Source organism: Psychrobacter sp. TS_SC_6, from assembly GCF_056156305.1.
Genome location: NZ_CM149590.1, coordinates 2,080,458 through 2,099,206, shown reverse-complemented (window position 1 = coordinate 2,099,206; position 18,749 = coordinate 2,080,458). Strand labels below are relative to the sequence as shown.

Sequence of the window (18,749 nt, the reverse complement as noted above, 5' to 3'; positions counted from 1 at the left end):
GGGAGATTTTAGTTACGCAGCCTGAGTGTAAAAGTCAAACCACACCTGTCTTGGCGATTTATAGCCCAAGCCCTTTTGAATCCTCGTCTCACTGCGAGCACAGCTCTTGCCTTGCGTCGCTGCAAAGCACTGCTTTGCTAATCGCTCCTCATGTAATACAGCTCAATATATCTAATGATATCGTTGATGGCTGCAAACCTTGTTTTATAGTCCTGATGATATACCAGCTCATTCTTCAATGTGCCCCAGAAGCTTTCTATAGTCACTGTACTACAAAAGAGTTATGATTTGGATGAATATCATAAAACAACTTAGATAAGTCATTTTCCATCCAGCCTTGTCGTAGGAACTTCACTTGAGCCCACTTCTTCTCGATAGGATTTAGATCAGGGCTGTAGGGTGGTAGCCATAGAATACGATGGCCATGTCTGTTGAGTAGTTTTTGAATACGCCTATTTTTATGAAAGGCAGCGTTATCCATCACAATCACGCATTTTCTTTTAAGCTTTGGTATTAGTATGAACTTGCACCAGTTATAGAAAATCCCTTTATTAATGTTTGTTTTTAAGTAATCGAGTGCAAAGAGCATTTTGTCATATAGGGCACCAATGACATTGGTTCGATCTTTAGCTTGCCAGTTATAACTGTCAATACAAGGGCTACCAATGGGTGCATAGCCACAAGGGCGCATTGTTTCACTCTCAAAGCCACGCGCGTATATGTAGACAATAGCAAAGCCTTGAGAGATGAAGTGGTTAAGTTTTTTTAGGTAGTGAGCTCTCTTTACTGGACAAGCTTTGGGATGCTCAAGTGTCTTTTTTTTTGCTAATACCAATACGCTTTAAGGCTTTACTAATACCCGTTGGACTACATTTAAAACGCTGAGCTCTCTCATAATGGTAATCGTCAGGGTAATCCTTAACATCTTGAGCTAAGGCTTCATCCTCTATTTTGTAGGGCTTAATATCTCGAGTGGTTTTACTGTGAAGACGCTTCTTCCACTTCTGGATAGTCGTGGGACTGATATCATAGAAAACAGCAGCTTCAGCAAAGGTCATGCCCTCATCTAAGCTTTTCAGGACTTGTTTGCGATAATCTAGGGAGTAAGTCATGGTCATTTATAGTGATAATCGTTTAGTTGATTTACTTTATAACATTTTTGGAGTCAGCTGACTATATTGGCGCATTGTCATAACAATTGCCACGACCACTCATAGAGCCTGTAAAGTAATGCTGCTTGATGATCTTGTGGTAGGCATGACTGCAATACTGGCTACCTCTGTCTGAATGAACGATTAGCCCTTTGCTTGGACGTTTATTCTTGATGGCCATGTTCAATGCATTGCAAACTAACTCTGCGGTCATGCGCTTGTTGATGGCATAGCCGACCAGCTCTTTGGTATATAAATCTTTAACGCCTGCCAAGTACAGCCAGCCCTCAGCAGTCCAGATATAAGTAATATCGCTTACCCATGCTTCATTAGGACGGTTTGCATCAAACTTCTGATCCAGCACGTTTGGATAGACCAGCTTGTTGTGATTGGAGTCGGTGGTGACTTTAAAGCGCTTATGGCGACGGCATTTGATGCTATGTTCTTCTTTAATGCTTCTAACCATATACTGGCTAATATAATGCCCTTGCTCGGTTAGATGAGCATGCAGTCGATCTACGCCATAACGTTCTTTCGTTTCACTGTGAGCGGCTCTAACCAATAGCTTAGACTGGTTGCGATGTATCTGTTGGTCGCTGATATCGCGGCTTAGCCAATCGTAGTAGCTTGAGGGCTTTACTTTCAAAACACAACACATGCAAGTGATGCTAAATATTTGCTGGTTGTCTTTAATAAAGGCATACTTCACGAGCTGTTTTTCGCGAAGTACGCCGTCGCCTCACTCGAGCATAGCTCTCCCCTTACGTCGGGGCGAAGCAGTGCTTCGCTTTATCCCTCCTCATTTAAGATCTCGCGTTCCTCCTCAGCGATTTTAAGCTGTCGTTTGAGCTGCTTTATTTCTTGAAGAGCACTCATAAGCTCAGGATCATATTGCTCTGTGCCGACAAGCTTGCCTTGATTGGCTTTATTGTGCCAATTAGATAAGGTCTGCATGGCGATACCAAGCTGCTTTGCGGTCGCTGAAATATTGCCATTATTATCCGCTATCTTCTTGACGGCTTCGGCTTTAAATTCTGGGCTATAAGTTCTGATTTTCTTGGTCATGGTAAACTCCTCATCGAGTCGTTAGTTTACCAAGTTTATCTCTACGGTTTCTTCAGCATAGCTCAGCTAAGACTGTTACGAATATTGCAAAGAATAGTATTGCGAAAGGGGCTGCTGCTAAGGCAAGTAAAGAAATCATTCCTCAAGAATATAGAACTCAAATTGATAATAAAGTTAAAATAGTTCAAAAAGATGAGAGTTTACCTTCATTCGTAAAAGATAGTTTTAAAGATGGGAATTATAGAACTGTAGTCACGAATGAAGATATTGTGGTTTATAGAGTATACGGTGGGAATGCTAAAGCTGAAGGCGGTTTCGTTACTACTTCACCAGCAAATAATAAAATTCAAGCAAAAATCGACGCGGCTTTATTGCCTGAATGGAAAAATACAAGACGATTCGAAGCAGAAATTATTATTCCTAAGGGTACAACCATTAATGTTGGAAGAGTTGAAGAGCAAACCATCAGAGAATCTGGTACTGTTTTAAAAGGAGATGTTGATCAGATTCTTATGCCTAAGGATTGGCCTTCATCATGGATCAAATCGACTAGAAAGGTGAAACCTTGAATTATAATCAAGTTACTTTAGAAATGTTAAAAGACTATGCATTTATAGTTATTGAATCAATGAAATCTGATAGAGACTATCAGAGGTCGGATGTTCTTAAAGATTATGTAGTACTATATTTAAATTTCATTAATTCGATAGAAAATAACTATGAAATAGATTCTAAACATAAGTTTACTAGAATTGAGTCCTTATCAAGAGCTTATTTGGAAGTAGATAGTGATTGGGGTAAACCTTTTTTGGAAAAAATGCATGAATTCGAAAAATTAGGTCGAACATATTATAGTTTGTAATCATATCTAGAATCTATTGGACTTTCATAAATAGATATTGTTTATAGCTAAAAAGGTTTCAGACACTATATTAATAGAAAGTATTAATTCTGAGAGTATTTCAAAAGCAAGATCAGCAAATGCATCTAAATTCTTTAACTCTACTGACATTAATACTGCAATTTCTAAAGCAGAAGCTGGATTTGCAAGAAACCCAGAAGTACGTAGCGTAGTAATTACTTTTGATAGACCAGTCGGTGATGGGTTTATGGGTAATACTAAAAAGAATGTTAAAAATGGCACTGCAGGAGAGTATAGAAGAACTAATACGGTGATAGTCAATTTTGGTGAGGAGTCAGGCAGACCATATACTGCTTTTCCTAACATTGAACAAGGTAAAACTTATACCATCCCTGACTATATCAAACCTTAAGGAGCACTCATGATTGACGTCTGTCTGAGCTATGCTGAAGAAACCGTACACCTAAACTTGGTAAACTAAGCACAACAACAGGAGTTTACCATGACCAAGAAAATCAGAACTTATAGTACAGAATTCAAAGCCGAAGCCGTCAAGAAGATAGCCGACAACGATGGGAATATTTCAGCGACTGCAAAGCAACTTGGCATCGCCATGCAAACGCTATCGAACTGGCATAACAAAGCCAATCAAGGCAAGCTTTTAGGAACTGAGCAGTACGATCCACAGCTTATGGCCGTGGTGGAAGAGAACAAGCGCCTCAAACGACAGCTTAAAGTTGCCGAGGAGGAACGAGAGATATTAAAAAAAGCGACGGCGTACTTCGCCAAGCACAGCTAGTAAGGTACGCCTTTATTGAAGATAACCAGTCCCTCTTCAGCATTACTACTATGTGCCGTGTGCTAAAGATTAAGCATTCAAGCTACTACGACTGGCTGAATCGCGATATCAGCAAGCAGCAAGCAGCAGATACATCGCAACCATTGCGAGCTACTGGTGAAAGCCGCTCACAGTGAAACTCGTAAGCGCTATGGTGTTGAGCGACTGCATGCAAAGCTAACCGATCAAGGGCACGATATTAGCCTATATATGGTTCGACGTATCAAAGAAGAGCATGGTATCAAATGCCGTCGCCATAAGCGCTTTAAAGTCACCACGGACTCAAACCATAATAAAATGGTTTATCCAAACGTGTTGGATCAGCAGTTTGATACCAGTCGTCCTAACGAAGCTTGGGTTAGTGACATCACTTACATATGGACAGATGAGGGTTGGCTATACTTAGCAGGTATTAAAGACCTCTACACTAAAAAGCTGGTCGGCTATGCTATCAATAAGCGCATGACAGCAGACTTAGTATGCCGTGCACTCAACATGGCCGTCAAAAATAAACGACCCAGCCAAAGACTGATTGTGCATTCTGACAGAGGCAGTCAGTACTCTAGCCATGCCTACCACAAAATCATCAAGCAGCATCACTTTACAGGCTCTATGAGTGGTCGTGGCAATTGTTATGACAATGCGCCAATAGAAAGCTTCTGGGGAACATTGAAGAATGAGCTGGTATATCATCAGGACTATAAAACAAGGTTTGCAGCCATCAACGATATCATCGGCTATATCGAGCTCTACTACAATCAGACGAGAATTCAAAAGGGTTTAGGCTATAAATCGCCAAGACAGGTGTGGTTTGACTTTTATCGTCAGGCTGCGTAACTAAAATCTCCCAAGTTTGGTTCTACGGGATTGACAGCAGGGGTCAAGTTCGCAGTAGAGGTCAAAAAAAGAGTTTTAATTTAGAGTGTTTTGAAGGGCTGGTCACGTTTTGGTCACCGTCGCTTTTTTAAATGACTTAGAGCTGATTGAATAATCATCACTATGAGTTGATTCAAGAACAGGTTTTCCGCTACAGCCCATATCTTACGGACAAAAAAAGCCCCAGTCGTTAAACTGGGGCTTTCTAAATATTTGGTAGGCATAAGCAGACTCGAACTGCTGACCTCTACCATGTCAAGGTAGCGCTCTAACCAACTGAGCTATACGCCTATTTAGGTTGAGTATTCTATCAAGTTTCCACTATTTTGCAAGCCTTTTTTCTAATAAAACTGCCTTATTATTGCGATATCACGATTCAACTTCATATTGACGGTCAAATAAGAATTTTCATGTAGTTTTAATCGCTATAATAGCATTGTAATTTAGTTTTTATTATCAATAGTGGGATGTAGCTTGATACTGGGCAATCTAGTAACACTATTGCAGATATAAAAAAAACGACTTTTATGATAATCGAATAGTATTTAATAAAGTTAAGTTAACAGTAAAAGGGTTAGGAGCATCGAATGGGCTTATTAATTGATGGGCAGTGGCAGGATAAATGGTATGACACAGCATCTAGCGGTGGACACTTTGAGCGAGAAGATGCAGGCTTTAGAAACTGGGTAACCGTAGATGGTAGTGCTGGTCCATCGGGTCAGGGTGGCTTTCCAGCCGAAGCCAATCGTTATCATTTATATGTCTCTTTGGCGTGTCCATGGGCAAACCGTACTACTATTTTTCGTCAGCTAAAAGGCTTAGAAGATATTATTTCGATGTCTGTAGTTCACCCTTTTATGGGTGATAAAGGTTGGACGTTTGCAGAGGGTACAGGTGTTGTCGCTGACCCTATTATCAATGCACGTTATCTGTATGAAGTTTATACCGCGGCAAAGCCAAATTATACGGGGCGGGTGACAGTACCGGTATTATGGGATAAAAAGACCAATACCATCGTCAGCAATGAATCTGCTGAGATTATTCGTATGTTTAACTCAGCTTTTGATGACGTTGGGGCAATAGCTACTGATTTTTTACCATGCGATGCAATAATAGAAATTGATGAGATAAATGCGTTTGTTTATGATGCTATCAATAATGGCGTCTATAAAGCTGGTTTTGCAAGTACACAAGCTGCTTATACAGAAGCGGTATTTGCGCTATTCGCTGCGCTAGATACGTTAGAGGCGCGTTTGGCAGGCCAACGTTATTTAATAGGTCGCACGATAACTGAGGCGGATTGGCGTTTATTTACGACGTTGGTACGTTTTGATGCCGTTTATGTCGGACACTTTAAATGTAATATTCGCCGCATCATTGATTATGTCAATCTTTGGGGCTATTTGCGTGATTTGTATCAAGTACCGGGTATTAAAGACACCGTGAATATGGAGCATATCAAAGCACATTATTACACCAGCCACGCAACGATTAATCCCACTGGAGTGATACCGGTTGGTCCTATTATTGATTTTGATAAGCCGCATGGGCGGGCACATTTATAGAGTGCTATTTTATAAAATGCTGTTTGAGTTTTTAGGATAAAGAAATAAAAAACCGTACTCGCTGCTGTAAAGTCGCGGGTACGGTTTTTTTATTAAGTAAAAATATGCTGAAATTAAGCGTTATTCAGCTGTCTTGCCGCTTCTAATGCAAAATAGGTCAAGATACCATCGGCACCTGCACGGCGGAAGCCAATTAGTGACTCTAAAATGACGGCATCAGTCAGCCAGCCGTTTTGAATCGCTGCCATATGCATAGCATATTCGCCAGAGACTTGGTATGCAAACGTTGGTACACCAAAGGTGTTTTTAACTTCACGGATTAAGTCTAAGTATGGCTGACCTGGTTTAATCATGACCATGTCAGCGCCTTCATTGATATCCATGGCAACTTCATGTAGCGCCTCAGCGCGATTACCAAAATCCATCTGATACTGTTTTTTATGCCCACCTTTTAAATTGCCCGCACTACCGACGGCATCACGGAATGGACCATAGTAAGCGGAGGCATATTTTGCTGAATAAGCCATGATAGCAGTATTCACAAAACCTTCAGCTTCAAAGGCATCACGCATCGCTTTGATACGACCATCCATCATGTCACTAGGTGAGATGATATCAGCGCCAGCACGCGCATGGACCAGCGCTTGCTTGACCAATACTTCAACCGTTGCATCATTAACGACATAGCCTGAGTCATCCAGCAAGCCATCCTGACCGTGTGAGGTATAAGGGTCCAATGCCACATCGGTCATGACGACCATCTCTGGAACGGCATCTTTGACCGCTTTTACCGCACGCGCAGTGAGAGCGTTTTCATCATAAGCAGACCTACCATCAGGGGTTTTTAGTGAATTATCAATCACTGGGAAGATATCGATGGTCGTGACGCCTTCGCTCAACAAGTCTTTGGCGTGCTTAATGAGCAGGTCTATCGACAAGCGCTCAACCCCCGGCATACTAGCGATTTTTTGACGCTCGTTAGTACCTTCTAACACAAAAACGGGCGCGATAAAGTGCTTGGGATGCAGCTCAACTTCACGAATCATCGCGCGTATATTGTCGTTATAGCGCAGGCGACGTAGGCGAGTTTCAGGGAATTGGCGGTTAAAAGTATAAGTCATGTTGTTTCCTTATCTGAATGGCAATCACGGTTATTTTTTAATTACTAAGGTTTTTAATAGGTTTTCTACTGAGGTTTTTAAAAAGGTATGTCATATAATGTCGATACTATACCCAATACCAGCTATCAAAAGCAAAAAGCCCTACTGACTTACTATAATGAGTCGGTAGGGCTGATTGTAGTTATCGACTATCAACGCGATAAAAGTACGTCACACGCTTAGGGCTTTATAAAGATTTATGGCTCAATAATCTGCGTGACTGGTACTTGCTCGACATTGCTTTCAGGAACAGTGGTTTCTTCAACAATCACACCGATAGCGGCATCAGTCTTGCCATCGTTATTGACATCGACCATAGCCGTTGGCTTAAAGGTCGATTTTTCTACTGGCTGTGCCTGTTTAATGGTGAGGGCTTCTTGAGCAGAAACCACACGCGCAGAACTTGCCGCATCGATAGCATCAGTAGCTTTTGCCTTGTTACTATTGGCAGCTGCATTGACTACTTGGACCAGATTTCTATGTTGCGGTACAGGAATCACGGTTGGTATATCAAGATTAGCACCGCCACCTAATACTTGATAAAGCTCGATTTGGCTGATGATTTTCTGTAGCTCTAAATCTAGAATGCCTTGCTGCGTTGAAAATAACGAACGCTGCGCATCAAGAACGTCTAGATAGTTTGAGATACCTGCTTTAAAGCGCGCATCAGCAATTTGATACGTTTGCTCAAAGTTGTCTTGCAAACGATACTGCGCCTCTAACTGCTCGCCTAAGGTAGCTCGTGTAGCTAATACGTCAGACACTTCACGGAAAGCGGTTTGAATAGAGCGCTCATAGCCTGCTAGTGTCTGTTTACGCTCGATTTGTGCCACATCATAGTTGGCATCTAAACGACCAGCATCAAAGATAGGCAAACTAATGCTTGGACCGAATGACCAGCCGACAGAACCACTTTTGAATAGGTCATTTAAGCTGCCGCTGCTCAAGCCAACATTACTGGCTAAGCTGATAGAAGGGTAGTAAGACGCACGCGCCACTTCGATATTCGCACCAGCCGCCTTCAGATTATACTCTGCTTGCAACACATCAGGACGATAGCGTAGCAGCTCACTTGGCAAGCCAGCACTAAATACTTGCTGGCTTGTGATGTTACTGACGGCAGGCGTCGGAATCAAATTGGTCGGAATCGGTCCACCGACCAAAAACTGCAGCGCATTACGTGATTTTAGAATACTACTTTGGGCACGTAAAACGGCAAGTCGAGCATTTTCAAGCGAGGCACTAGATTGCAAAGAGGGCAGTTTAGGATCAATACCGGCTTCGAAACGTTTGCTAGCAATAAACAGAGATTTCTCACGGCTCTCGACCGTTGCCTCAGCCAGTTGTAGCTGCGCCAAGCTATAGCTCAAATTGGCATAGCTTTGAGCAATGTTGCTAATCAGACTGATTTGGGTCGCGTCTTTTGCCGCTGTCGTCGATAAAAAATTCTGCAACGCTTGATCTTTTAAGCTGGCAATTTTACCCCAAAAATCGAGCTCATAATTGGCAAGACCTAAGTTTACGCTATAAGCACCGCTAGAGTTTCTATCACGGTTATTTTGTGCTGAGCGAGTATAGCCACCACTGCCATCAATGCGGGGTAGATCATTGATATCAGTAATTTGATACTGTGCACGGGCTTTTTCAATCGCTAAACGAGCACTCTCAAAGTCTTTATTGTTCTCCAAACCTAGAGCAATCAGACCTTTTAGACGCTCGTCGCTGTAAAAATTCTGCCAGCGTTGACTAGCAAGACTGGCTTGCTCAGCGTTACTAACAGTCTCTTTATCAAACGCACCATAGGTCTGTTCGATAGGAATGTTTGGCACCGCAAGCACAGGACGCGTATCGGCCTTTGGAATGGTATTACAAGCCGCCATGCTGAATGCCAAAGCCGTTAAGCCAAGCAAACGACCGCTATTTTGGCGAACGCGGACAGTCAAAGAGACTGCTTTAGTTACTGAGTCGGGGGTAACAAAATAACGTAAACTCATTGTGTATTATCTCCAAAGCTTGCAGGCTGAGCACTCTTAGAGAGCGTCATGTTTTGCATATCGTCGTCAACGTGTGTGATCGGTGGCTCATTATATTCTGTTGGTCCAACTGGACTGTCTGGATTATTTGGATTAGAGCCGCCAGGCGTACTCCCACCATTATTTGGCTTGTTGTTCTCATACTTGTGAGGGAACATACTACGTACCCAGATATAGAACATCGGAATAAAGAAGATGCCTAGTAATGTTGCAGTGACAACACCACCGACCACACTGGTACCAATGGCGTTTTGACTACCAGAACCGGCACCTGTGGCGATGAATAATGGCACAACGCCGAGACCAAAGGCAAGCGAGGTCATAATAATAGGACGCAGACGCTGACGTGCAGCGGTCATGACGGCCTCTTTTAGGGTATAACCTTCCGCTTGATGGTCCCTTGCAAACTCGATAATCAAGATGGCATTCTTGGCTGAGAGCCCAACCACCGTGAGTAGACCGACTTGTAAGTAAACATCATTGGATAAACCACGGATCCAAGTAAATAGAACCGCCCCCAATACCCCAAGCGGAATGACTAACAGTACTGAGAATGGAATTGACCAGCTTTCATACAAGGCAGCAAGACATAAGAATACCACTAAGATTGAGATAGCATATAGCATCGGCGCTTGAGCACCTGACTTTTGCTCTTCTAATGATAAACCTGTCCATTCGTAACTGATGCCGTCTGGCAGCTGTTCAACCATGGCTTCCATGGCATCCATCGCTTCACCAGTACTAAGACCAGGGGCTGCACTACCTTGGATATTCATTGAAGCCAAACTGTTATAGCGCGTGAGACCCGGTGATCCGGTTTCCCATTTACTACTAGAGAAAGCATCAAATGAGATCATCTCGTTACTGTCATTACGGACATACCATTTACCGATATCATCAGGATTGGTACGGCTACTAGGCTCACCTTGTACAAACACGCGCTTAACACGACCACGGTCAACGAAGTCGTTGATATAACTTGAACCCCATGCAGTTGAGATCACACTATTGATATTTGCCATGGACAAACCATAAGCGGCGGCTTGTTCTTGGTTGATATCAATTTTAAGCTGCGGCGCATCTTCTTGTCCGTTTGGACGTACACCAGCTACTTTATCGTTTTGCGCGGCCATGCCAAGGAGCGTATTGCGCGCCTCTAACAAACCTTCGTGCCCGACCCTACCTGAATCTTGGAGCATCAAGTCAAAGCCACTAGAGTTACCAAGCCCACTAATCGCTGGTGGAATGATATTAAAAACAGTTGCTTCGTTGATTTGAGTAAAGAAATAACCTTGTGCACGATCAGAAACTGCTCGCGCGGTATTTTCTGCACCCTTACGATCTGCCCAGTCATTCAATTTGACGAAGGCAATACCAACGTTTTGTCCTTGTCCAACAAAGCTAAAGCCCGCAATAGTAAACGCTGACGCCACATTATCTGGCTCTTGACCACTATAGTAAGCGCTGACTTTATCGAGTACCGCTTGCGTCTCATTCAGTGTCGAACCAGCAGGCAGCTGTACGGCGGTAAACATGATGCCCTGATCTTCTTCTGGTAAAAACGAGCCAGGGATGCGTAAGAATACCACTGCCATAATACCGATAATGGCAGCATAGATAATCAGATATAACCATTTAAAACGGAAACTTTTACCGACAAATTTTTCATAAGATTTACTTGTTTTGGTAAAAGAGCGGTTAAACCAACCAAAGAAGCCTTTTTGATTTTCGCTATTGCCTTTTTCATGACTTTTACTACGTTTCAGTAACGTCACACAAAGGGCAGGGGTAAAGATAAGTGCAACCAGTGCCGACAGTACCATACTGGTAATCAAGGTAATGGCGAACTGACGATAAATGACGCCCGTTGAGCCACCGAAGAATGCCATCGGAACAAATACCGCTGATAAGATAAGCGCGATACCGACAACAATTTTACTGATCTCACCCATTGATTGTATCGTAGCATCTTTAATAGAAATATGGGGGTCTTCTTCCAATAACCGCTCGACGTTTTCTACCACGACAATCGCATCATCGACCAATAGACCGATGGACAGTACCATCGCAAACATGGTTAAGACGTTAATACTAAATCCTGCAATATACAGTACTGCAAATGTACCTAGTAGTACCACAGGTACGGCAAGAGTTGGAATGATAGTCGCGCGCCAGTTCTGTAAGAAAAGGAACATGACGATAAATACTAATACGATCGCCTCGATTAAGGTCTTGACCACTTGTTCAATAGACAAACGTACAAATGGGGTCGTGTCGTAAGGAATAACTGATGTTAGACCGCTAGGGAAATTTGCTTCTAGTTCAGCAACTCGATTACCGACCAATTCGCGTGTTTCAAGCGCGTTCGCACCACTTGCGAGTGATACGGCAAGACCTGCTGCTTGTTGGCCATTAAATAAGGCAATAGTACTATAATCTTCACTACCAATTTCAACCTTTGCAACATCGCCTAAGCGTACTTGAGCGCCTGATGTATCGGTTTTTAGTAGAATATCCTTAAACTCGTCAGGTGTTTTTAGATAGCTCTGTACAGTGACGGTTGCATTAATCACTTGCTCATCGACATCAGCAGGCGCTTGACCTAATTGACCGGCTGATACTTGCGCGTTTTGCGCTCGTACAGCATTGACGATATCAGATGGCACCAAACTATAGCCGCGCAAGCGTTCAGGATCTAGCCAGATACGCATGGCGTAAGAGGCACCAAACGCTTGAACTTGTCCAACGCCTTCAACACGGCTGAGCTGATCCACGACATTAGAGTTGATGTAATCGCCGATATCAGCACGATCCATACTACCGTCTTCAGAGACAAAGCCAAACACGGCTAAGAACCCTTCCGAGGCTTTATTAACATTGACCCCTTGACGCTGTACTTGCTCAGGCAGTGAGCTCATCGCAGCCTGTAATTTGTTCTGTACCTGAACCTGTGCGGTATCAGAATCTGTACCGTTCTCAAAGAAAAGCTGTACAGACGCACTGCCATTTGATGAACTTGATGACTTCATATACATCAAGCCATCGAGGCCCTTCATGCGCTGCTCAATAATCTGTACCACTGAGTTTTCAACGGTTTCAGCGTTCGCACCAGGGTAGCTGGCACTGACCGTGACGGTTGGTGGCGCAATCGCCGGATACTGCTCAATCGGCAAGTTGATAACCGATATTATCCCGATAAGCATGACTAAAATAGCCATCACCCATGCAAAAATAGGGCGATTAATAAAAAAACGTGACATAGTAAATCCCTAAGTCTTCCTAGCTTTGAATGGAATTATTTGGCAGCTGATTGTGCAGCTTGCTGCGGTGTTTTGGCAGCAGCCTCTTTTGAAGCAGGCACAGAGTTTGGATTTTCTAATGGCTTCGCAATAACCTCTTGTTCAGGCTTCACTTTTGCGCCACCAATAATCACGACTTTATCGCCAGCTTGAAGACCGTCAGTGACGACCCATTGTCCTTGATAAGTACCATTAATCGTAACCGGACGAACTTGGATCTTGTTGTTTTCATCAACGATATAAACTTGCGTCTCGCTTTTGGTCGAACGCATCACGGCACTTTGAGGAACAAGTGCTGCGTTGGTGATCACGCTTTGAGTCAAGCGGGCGCTGACATACATACCGGGTAATAGGATATTGCTGTTATTTGGAAAGACGGCACGTAATGTCACAGCCCCTGTTGATTCATCGACTTTCGCTTCTGACAATGCCAACTCGCCACGTACAGGATAGGTTGAACCATCTTCTAACACCAATTCAACTGAGTTCATGCCAGTTTTTGCTTTGCCTGCAGAGATCTGCTGACGCAATTTAAGCAGCTCAGAAGATGATTGACTGATATCGACATAGATAGGATCTAGGCGAGAGATAGTTACTAAAGGAGTAGGTTGACCTGAGCTAACCAATGTACCAGCAGTGACGCTAGAGCGATCTGTACGACCTGAGATAGGCGCACGTACGATGGTACGATTGAGATCTAAAGTGCTCGCTTGCAAGCCAGCCTTCGCCGTTTGGATACCTGCTTTTGCGCTTTCAATACCGGCTTGTGATTGACCGATAGCAGCATTGGCGCTTTGGACAGCTGCTTGTGCAGTACGCACAGCGGTTTGTGCTTGATCGTATTGCTGCTTTGAGATCGCATCAATAGCCACCAAGCCTTGCAGACGTTGCAAATCATTTTGTGCTTGTGATAGTGACGCTTGACGGCTGGCCAAATCCGCTTTAGCGTTGGCGTTATTAGCCAATGCTGTCTGATAGTTGGCCTCTGCTTGGGCTATTGCCGCCTGACCACTGGTAATAGATGTCGCGTAGTTGTCTGTATTGATGCGATATAAAGGTTGACCTTTTTTGACGTTGCTGCCTTCACGGAACAACACTTCGTCGATAATGCCGTTTACCTGTGGGCGGACATCAGCGGTTTGATAAGCCGCGGTACGTCCAGCAAAAGTCTGTACTTGTGGTACGGTATCAAAAGTAACCGTCTGAACGTTGACGACGGCAGGCGGCATTTGTTGCTGTGCCGCCGCCGCGTCGCCAGCGGCATCCTCTTTTTTGTCACAGCCAACCAGTACAGCTCCAGATAGTACAGTTGCTATTACAAGCGCAAGATAAGAGTGCTTCATCAATGTCCTCGGCAATATAAATATCATATAATAATAAATAGTGACAGTATAAAAAGTTTATGGATACATCTTAATGTAGAAGATATAAAAAACTATTAGGCATTTATCGTTATTACAGAACATTGAATGCTCAATAACCGGATAAGTAAATTTAATAAGAGATTATAAACTATAGGGTATACCCCACAGTCAAGGCAAAAAAAACCGTTTTTGGTGGCTATAATTGCCGCTTATGGTGATAAAAGATTAGAACCTATTGAAAACACAAGCATTACGCTAAAAATGAAGGGCAAAATTTACATTGGTTAGTCAGTCATAACATTGTTAAATTTTGTTTATTTAAAAAATATAGAAGTGCATCATTGATAAAAAGAGACACATAAGAAACAATATTTAGTCTGTTCAGAAAAACATTGCTATAGCAATAATTAAGTAAAAATTTAACAATAAAAATATTTAACTGCTTATATCAATATAAGCAGTATCGATTTGAGTGTTATCAATGTAGTAGCAATATAAATAATAACGAAACGTTGTTATTCGATAATTATAATAAGCGCGCGCTGGCAAGTTCAGTCAGCTGGTATAGACCTTGACGATAGCGGTTATCCGGCAAACTGCTGAGTGCTTGTTGGGCAAGCTTGGTTTCTTCTAAAGCCCGCTGTTTACAGTAATCTAGTGAGCCTGAATGGCGTACTAAGGCGATTAACTGTTCTGCATTGGGTGTTTTGCCCGTTTGGACGGCGATGCGCAGCTGCTCATAGCCTTCTTTGTTGCTGTCTTTGAGTAGTTCGAGTGCTTTAATAGTAGGTAGGGTGGGTTTGCCTTCAGCTAAATCATCGCCGAGGTTTTTGCCCATCAGCGCACTATCGCCACTGTAATCAAGTACGTCATCGACAATTTGAAAAGCATTGCCAAAGTGCTGACCAAAATCAGCCAATGCTTGCAAATGCTGCGTTTGACCTTGTAAAATCGCAGCGCCTTGAGTTGCCATCATAAATAATCGTGAGGTCTTACCATCGATGATATTGAGGTAATCTTGCTCAGTGGCTTCAGGATTATGCTGATGCTGTAGTTGTAATACTTCGCCTTCAGCAATATCACAAGTACCGTCTGAGAACACTTGCAATAGTGGCAAGCTTTGAAAACCCACTAACAAATTAAAAGCACGAGCAATCAAATAATCACCGACCAATACCGCTGTCGCATTATCCCAAGTAGCATTGGCAGTAGGCTTACCACGGCGCTGTCCTGACTCATCTATCACATCATCATGTACCAAAGTTGCCGTATGCAGCATCTCAGTAATCGCAGCCAAATGCATGGCTTGCTTCGATGGCTCATCCTTAAGCATTCGCGCACATAACAAGGTGATTAATGGGCGCATACGTTTGCCACCTGCATTAATCACGTGCTGTGAGACATTCATCACCAGCTTAACTTTGGAATTAAGGCTGCCAAATACTTGTTTGTCCATAATATCAAAATCATCAGCCACAATGCTCTGGATATCAGAATAGGTTGGTGTAGATGATAGATTGACTGATAGCGCGGTAGACGATGGCGCAGCGGTGTTAGATAAAGAAGTACAAGTCATAATAGATAATCATACCAATAAAAATAAAGAATATTTTAATAGCGATACTTTTAATAGTGATACATAGCAAAGCCAGCGTTTTATGCATGATAGCATAGCTGTCTAGTGATATTGTTGATTTAAGTATAGCAAAATGCGATACGGCGCTTGAGGTTCAGGCGAACATTACATCATTTATTATAGTGAAAATGAGCAAATCACTGGTACGTAGCTATTATCAGCCAAGTCTATTTACAAAAAACTGTAAGTATCTGATTAGATAAGCTATAATAGCCGCTGTTGGATTTTAACCACTATCTCTGCGTGTTATTAGGCGGTCTGTATTAATAGCTATATACATTACGCTGGTTAATCAATGACATGGTCCCTAATACGAGCATAGATTTTTGGTATTACCACCATACAAAAACAAGAGGTGCGGCTTGCTTTTATCAGCAAAAAGCCGTAAAATCTTGCCTTTAATTTTTCCCTGTCGTGTTCGTCGTCGAAGTGTTGGTATGATATCAGCCACGGCACACGGGTTAAACGGAGTCATACAATGTACGCAGTAATCAAAACTGGTGGTAAACAGCACCGTGTAGTCGTTAATGAATTGCTTAAAGTTGAATTACTTAAAGCAGAAACAGGCGAAACAATCAAATTTGAAGATGTGTTGATGATTGTTGATGGTGAAACTGTCAAGATCGGTCAGCCTATCGTTGAAGGTGCTAGTGTTGAAGTTGAAGTTGTTGAGCATGGTCGCGGCGAAAAAATCCGTATCGTCAAGCACAACCGTCGTAAGCATTATCACAAAGAGCAAGGTCACCGCCAATGGTATACCTTGTTAAAAATCAAAGCGATTAATGCTTAATTAACGATTGTCAGTTTATTGATAATTAATAACGCACTAAAAGCTTAAGAGTTGTCGCATTAGCGATAAGTCACATTAACAAGGAGATTTTCTCATGGCACATAAAAAAGCTGCCGGTTCAAGCCGTAACGGTCGTGATTCAAACCCAAAAATGCTAGGCGTAAAAATCTTTGGCGGTCAAGCCATCGTCGCTGGTAACATCATCGTTCGTCAACGTGGTACAGAATTCCACGCAGGCGAAGGTGTTGGCATGGGTCGTGACCATACTTTATTTGCACTGAATGACGGTGTGGTAAAGTTTGCGACCAAAGGTAAATTTAACCGTCGTTATGTGATGGTTGAAAGCGCCTAGTTGCCCATCTAGATTGTTTTATCTTTTGGATAAAATAATTTGATGACTAAAAAAGCCCTTATTACCGTTTGGTAGTAGGGGTTTTTTATGCTTATAAGCTTATGTTAACCGCTGATTAAAACGGTTAAAACGATGATAAAGGCTATTTATTACTTTGTAACTGTTGTATTTACAAGCCTGTATGCCAGCAGTAGTAATGATTGCAAATCATGACTAGGCGCGTAATAAAAAAACTGGCACACTGTCCTCATTGTTTTATCAGGCCGGTTTTGTACTCGTATGATAAATACTTATCGAAAACAAAAACTTGATAGAACGTTTTATTTTTATGCTATTTTGCATTTTGAGAGAGGATTTATAATGACTTTATTAACGAAAAAAATGACTTTAAAACAAAAAGTAATGAGCGGTGCTTTAACTGGTGTATTAATGACTACGCTTGGCGTCGCAGCGCCTATGATGGCAATAACGCAAACAGCAACAGCAGCGCCAGCTGACAATATAACGGCAGCTAAGCGATTAAATAAGCTTTTGACCAATACTAAGAGTATGACGGCCAACTTTAGCCAGACGACTAAGGGCGCTAATAGCGGTACGTTCAGCGGTACCATGAGCGTGCAACGTCCAAATAATTTCCGCTGGGAAACCAAGTCACCGTCAGAGCAGCTGATTGTGGCAAATGGTAGCTCGATGTGGATTTATGATAAGGACTTAGAGCAAGCGACTAAACAAAACGTAGACAGCCAAGTGGGTAATACGCCAGCGCTATTACTATCAGGTGATCCAAGTAAAATCGATAAGAACTTTAAAATTACCCAGCCGTATGCCAATAAAAACTACTATGTGCTGTATCCAAAGTCAGGTAGTGCTAGCTTCAAGAGCTTATCTATGAGCTTTAGCGGTGGTAAGCCTGTGATGATGGTATTAAATGACAGTTTGGGACAGACCACGTCGATTAAGTTCAGTGGTATTAAGATGAACCCAAGCATTGGCAGCAGCCAATTTAAATTTACACCACCAAAGGGTGTTGATATCATTAATCAGTAGGATTGGTCAACATTTCATTGATGAAGCTGATCCATCAAAACCATAAAAAAGGACATGCCATTTAGGCGTGTCCTTTTTTATGGAAAACATGTTATCTAAGAAACTGCGTTGATGGCATTTATATCTGGCATCGGTGGTAGCTCATCCAAATGGTTCAATCCAAAAGCATCTAAGAATTGTGCGGTGGTGTATAGCAATGCCGGACGCCCTAAGGTATCTTTATAACCCTTCTCTTCAATCCAGCCTTTATCAAACAGTTGGCGTAATATATTGCTCGATAACGTCACACCGCGTACATGCTCGATGTCACTGCGTGTCACGGGTTGCTTGTAGGCAATGACACTTAAAGTTTCTAACAAGGCTTGGCTGAGACGTTCTTGACGCTGCGGAAAGACACTCTGTATTAAGGCACTATGGCTATCAGCGATTTGCAAGCGATAACCACTGGCAGTATGATGCAAACTTAATACGCCAAGATTTAAGCGTTGCTTTAGCCGTTCTAGTGCCTGCTCTAACTTATCAGTCGTTAAGAATAAGTGTTTTTTTAAGTGATTAGTAGTTAAGGGTGCTTCTGAAGCATGAAGTAAAACTTCAATCTGTTTACTTATGTCTTCAATAGATAGTAGGTGGTCTTTAGGGTCGTCTATATCTGCCATTTCAATATAATCTTCTTCAGTTTAATGATTTTAGACTTACTATAAAGCCAGTTAG

Annotated in this window: 16 protein-coding genes, 1 tRNA gene and 3 pseudogenes; 9 read left to right on the top strand and 11 right to left on the bottom strand. The window is 42.4% G+C overall.

Annotated features, from left to right (window positions below; translation table 11 throughout):
- Window positions 1-12: 12 nt before the first annotated feature.
- From AC0J5Y_RS08865 to AC0J5Y_RS08850, 4 genes and pseudogenes are all read right to left on the bottom strand, one after another.
- Window positions 13-260: pseudogene (locus AC0J5Y_RS08865) on the bottom strand (IS3 family transposase); the annotation flags it as partial.
- Window positions 261-262: 2 nt separating this feature from the next.
- Window positions 263-835 (bottom strand): transposase, encoded by a 573-nt coding sequence (locus AC0J5Y_RS08860; protein WP_475130347.1) that lies wholly within the window; start codon window positions 833-835, stop codon window positions 263-265.
- Entirely contained in the window at window positions 807-1,118 is a 312-nt protein-coding gene (locus AC0J5Y_RS08855) for an IS630 transposase-related protein (RefSeq protein WP_475130346.1), read from the bottom strand. The genes AC0J5Y_RS08860 and AC0J5Y_RS08855 overlap by 29 nt, the downstream gene beginning before the upstream one ends.
- A gap of 58 nt (window positions 1,119-1,176) precedes the next feature.
- A pseudogene (locus tag AC0J5Y_RS08850) lies at window positions 1,177-2,216 on the bottom strand (IS3 family transposase); the annotation flags it as partial.
- 269 nt (window positions 2,217-2,485) lie between these two features.
- Here AC0J5Y_RS08850 and AC0J5Y_RS08845 point away from each other — a divergent pair.
- From AC0J5Y_RS08845 to AC0J5Y_RS08830, 4 genes and pseudogenes are all read left to right on the top strand, one after another.
- Window positions 2,486-2,785 (top strand): hypothetical protein, encoded by a 300-nt coding sequence (locus tag AC0J5Y_RS08845; protein WP_475130345.1) that lies wholly within the window; start codon window positions 2,486-2,488, stop codon window positions 2,783-2,785.
- The gene (locus AC0J5Y_RS08840) at window positions 2,782-3,078 is read left to right on the top strand and encodes a hypothetical protein (RefSeq protein ID WP_475130344.1); all 297 of its coding nucleotides are present in this window, start codon (window positions 2,782-2,784) and stop codon (window positions 3,076-3,078) included. Before AC0J5Y_RS08845 ends, AC0J5Y_RS08840 begins: the two co-directional genes overlap by 4 nt.
- A 37-nt stretch (window positions 3,079-3,115) precedes the next feature.
- On the top strand, window positions 3,116-3,490 hold the full coding sequence (locus AC0J5Y_RS08835) for a hypothetical protein (protein ID WP_475130343.1): 375 nt from the start codon (window positions 3,116-3,118) through the stop codon (window positions 3,488-3,490).
- A gap of 90 nt (window positions 3,491-3,580) precedes the next feature.
- Window positions 3,581-4,753, top strand: a pseudogene (locus tag AC0J5Y_RS08830) (IS3 family transposase).
- A gap of 253 nt (window positions 4,754-5,006) precedes the next feature.
- Here the strand turns inward: AC0J5Y_RS08830 and AC0J5Y_RS08825 are convergent.
- Window positions 5,007-5,083, bottom strand: a tRNA-Val gene (locus tag AC0J5Y_RS08825).
- 296 nt (window positions 5,084-5,379) lie between these two features.
- Between AC0J5Y_RS08825 and AC0J5Y_RS08820 the strand changes: the two genes are divergently transcribed.
- A complete protein-coding gene (locus tag AC0J5Y_RS08820; RefSeq protein ID WP_475130342.1) occupies window positions 5,380-6,357 on the top strand; it encodes a glutathione S-transferase family protein in 978 nt (325 codons plus the stop codon).
- A 113-nt stretch (window positions 6,358-6,470) separates the two neighbouring features.
- Here the strand turns inward: AC0J5Y_RS08820 and hemB are convergent, their stop codons facing one another.
- The gene (hemB, locus tag AC0J5Y_RS08815) at window positions 6,471-7,478 is read right to left on the bottom strand and encodes a porphobilinogen synthase (protein ID WP_201531192.1); all 1,008 of its coding nucleotides are present in this window, start codon (window positions 7,476-7,478) and stop codon (window positions 6,471-6,473) included.
- Between the two features lie 87 nt (window positions 7,479-7,565).
- Here hemB and AC0J5Y_RS08810 point away from each other — a divergent pair, with 87 nt between their 5' ends.
- Entirely contained in the window at window positions 7,566-7,700 is a 135-nt protein-coding gene (locus AC0J5Y_RS08810) for a hypothetical protein (RefSeq protein ID WP_475130341.1), read from the top strand.
- A 14-nt stretch (window positions 7,701-7,714) separates the two neighbouring features.
- Here the strand turns inward: AC0J5Y_RS08810 and AC0J5Y_RS08805 are convergent, their stop codons facing one another.
- The 4 genes from AC0J5Y_RS08805 to AC0J5Y_RS08790 all read right to left on the bottom strand — a co-directional run bounded on the left by AC0J5Y_RS08805 (window position 7,715) and on the right by AC0J5Y_RS08790 (window position 15,669).
- Window positions 7,715-9,511 carry an efflux transporter outer membrane subunit gene (locus tag AC0J5Y_RS08805; RefSeq protein WP_475130340.1) on the bottom strand — a complete coding sequence of 599 codons (1,797 nt, stop codon included), beginning with the start codon at window positions 9,509-9,511 and terminating at the stop codon, window positions 7,715-7,717.
- A complete protein-coding gene (locus tag AC0J5Y_RS08800; protein ID WP_475130339.1) occupies window positions 9,508-12,810 on the bottom strand; it encodes an efflux RND transporter permease subunit in 3,303 nt (1,100 codons plus the stop codon). The genes AC0J5Y_RS08805 and AC0J5Y_RS08800 overlap by 4 nt, the downstream gene beginning before the upstream one ends.
- A gap of 35 nt (window positions 12,811-12,845) precedes the next feature.
- Window positions 12,846-14,192, bottom strand: coding sequence for an efflux RND transporter periplasmic adaptor subunit (locus AC0J5Y_RS08795; RefSeq protein ID WP_475130338.1), 1,347 nt, complete (start codon window positions 14,190-14,192; stop codon window positions 12,846-12,848).
- Window positions 14,193-14,739: 547 nt separating this feature from the next.
- Window positions 14,740-15,669, bottom strand: a complete 930-nt coding sequence (locus tag AC0J5Y_RS08790; RefSeq protein WP_475132139.1) for a polyprenyl synthetase family protein — start codon at window positions 15,667-15,669, stop codon at window positions 14,740-14,742.
- A gap of 658 nt (window positions 15,670-16,327) precedes the next feature.
- On the opposite strand from AC0J5Y_RS08790, the gene rplU reads away from it, so the two are divergent.
- The 3 genes from rplU to lolA all read left to right on the top strand — a co-directional run bounded on the left by rplU (window position 16,328) and on the right by lolA (window position 18,038).
- The gene (gene rplU / locus AC0J5Y_RS08785) at window positions 16,328-16,639 is read left to right on the top strand and encodes a 50S ribosomal protein L21 (protein ID WP_011280837.1); all 312 of its coding nucleotides are present in this window, start codon (window positions 16,328-16,330) and stop codon (window positions 16,637-16,639) included.
- A gap of 94 nt (window positions 16,640-16,733) precedes the next feature.
- Window positions 16,734-16,991 carry a 50S ribosomal protein L27 gene (rpmA, locus tag AC0J5Y_RS08780; RefSeq protein ID WP_010199200.1) on the top strand — a complete coding sequence of 86 codons (258 nt, stop codon included), beginning with the start codon at window positions 16,734-16,736 and terminating at the stop codon, window positions 16,989-16,991.
- Window positions 16,992-17,351: 360 nt separating this feature from the next.
- Window positions 17,352-18,038, top strand: a complete 687-nt coding sequence (gene lolA / locus AC0J5Y_RS08775) for an outer membrane lipoprotein periplasmic chaperone LolA (RefSeq protein WP_475130337.1) — start codon at window positions 17,352-17,354, stop codon at window positions 18,036-18,038.
- A gap of 95 nt (window positions 18,039-18,133) precedes the next feature.
- Here lolA and scpB read toward each other — a convergent pair whose 3' ends face one another.
- A complete protein-coding gene (scpB, locus tag AC0J5Y_RS08770; protein WP_475130336.1) occupies window positions 18,134-18,694 on the bottom strand; it encodes an SMC-Scp complex subunit ScpB in 561 nt (186 codons plus the stop codon).
- Window positions 18,695-18,749 lie beyond the last annotated feature (55 nt).

Bases quoted from the DNA above. Each gene is read 5' to 3' on its own strand.
- AC0J5Y_RS08855 (WP_475130346.1), bottom strand. From the start codon at position 1,118: ATGACCATGACTTACTCCCTAGATTATCGCAAACAAGTCCTGAAAAGC.
- AC0J5Y_RS08820 (WP_475130342.1), top strand. From the start codon at position 5,380: ATGGGCTTATTAATTGATGGGCAGTGGCAGGATAAATGGTATGACACA.
- hemB (WP_201531192.1), bottom strand. From the start codon at position 7,478: ATGACTTATACTTTTAACCGCCAATTCCCTGAAACTCGCCTACGTCGC.
- AC0J5Y_RS08810 (WP_475130341.1), top strand. From the start codon at position 7,566: ATGTCATATAATGTCGATACTATACCCAATACCAGCTATCAAAAGCAA.
- AC0J5Y_RS08805 (WP_475130340.1), bottom strand. From the start codon at position 9,511: ATGAGTTTACGTTATTTTGTTACCCCCGACTCAGTAACTAAAGCAGTC.
- AC0J5Y_RS08800 (WP_475130339.1), bottom strand. From the start codon at position 12,810: ATGTCACGTTTTTTTATTAATCGCCCTATTTTTGCATGGGTGATGGCT.
- AC0J5Y_RS08795 (WP_475130338.1), bottom strand. From the start codon at position 14,192: ATGAAGCACTCTTATCTTGCGCTTGTAATAGCAACTGTACTATCTGGA.
- AC0J5Y_RS08790 (WP_475132139.1), bottom strand. From the start codon at position 15,669: ATGGACAAACAAGTATTTGGCAGCCTTAATTCCAAAGTTAAGCTGGTG.
- rplU (WP_011280837.1), top strand. From the start codon at position 16,328: ATGTACGCAGTAATCAAAACTGGTGGTAAACAGCACCGTGTAGTCGTT.
- rpmA (WP_010199200.1), top strand. From the start codon at position 16,734: ATGGCACATAAAAAAGCTGCCGGTTCAAGCCGTAACGGTCGTGATTCA.
- lolA (WP_475130337.1), top strand. From the start codon at position 17,352: ATGACTTTATTAACGAAAAAAATGACTTTAAAACAAAAAGTAATGAGC.
- scpB (WP_475130336.1), bottom strand. From the start codon at position 18,694: ATGGCAGATATAGACGACCCTAAAGACCACCTACTATCTATTGAAGAC.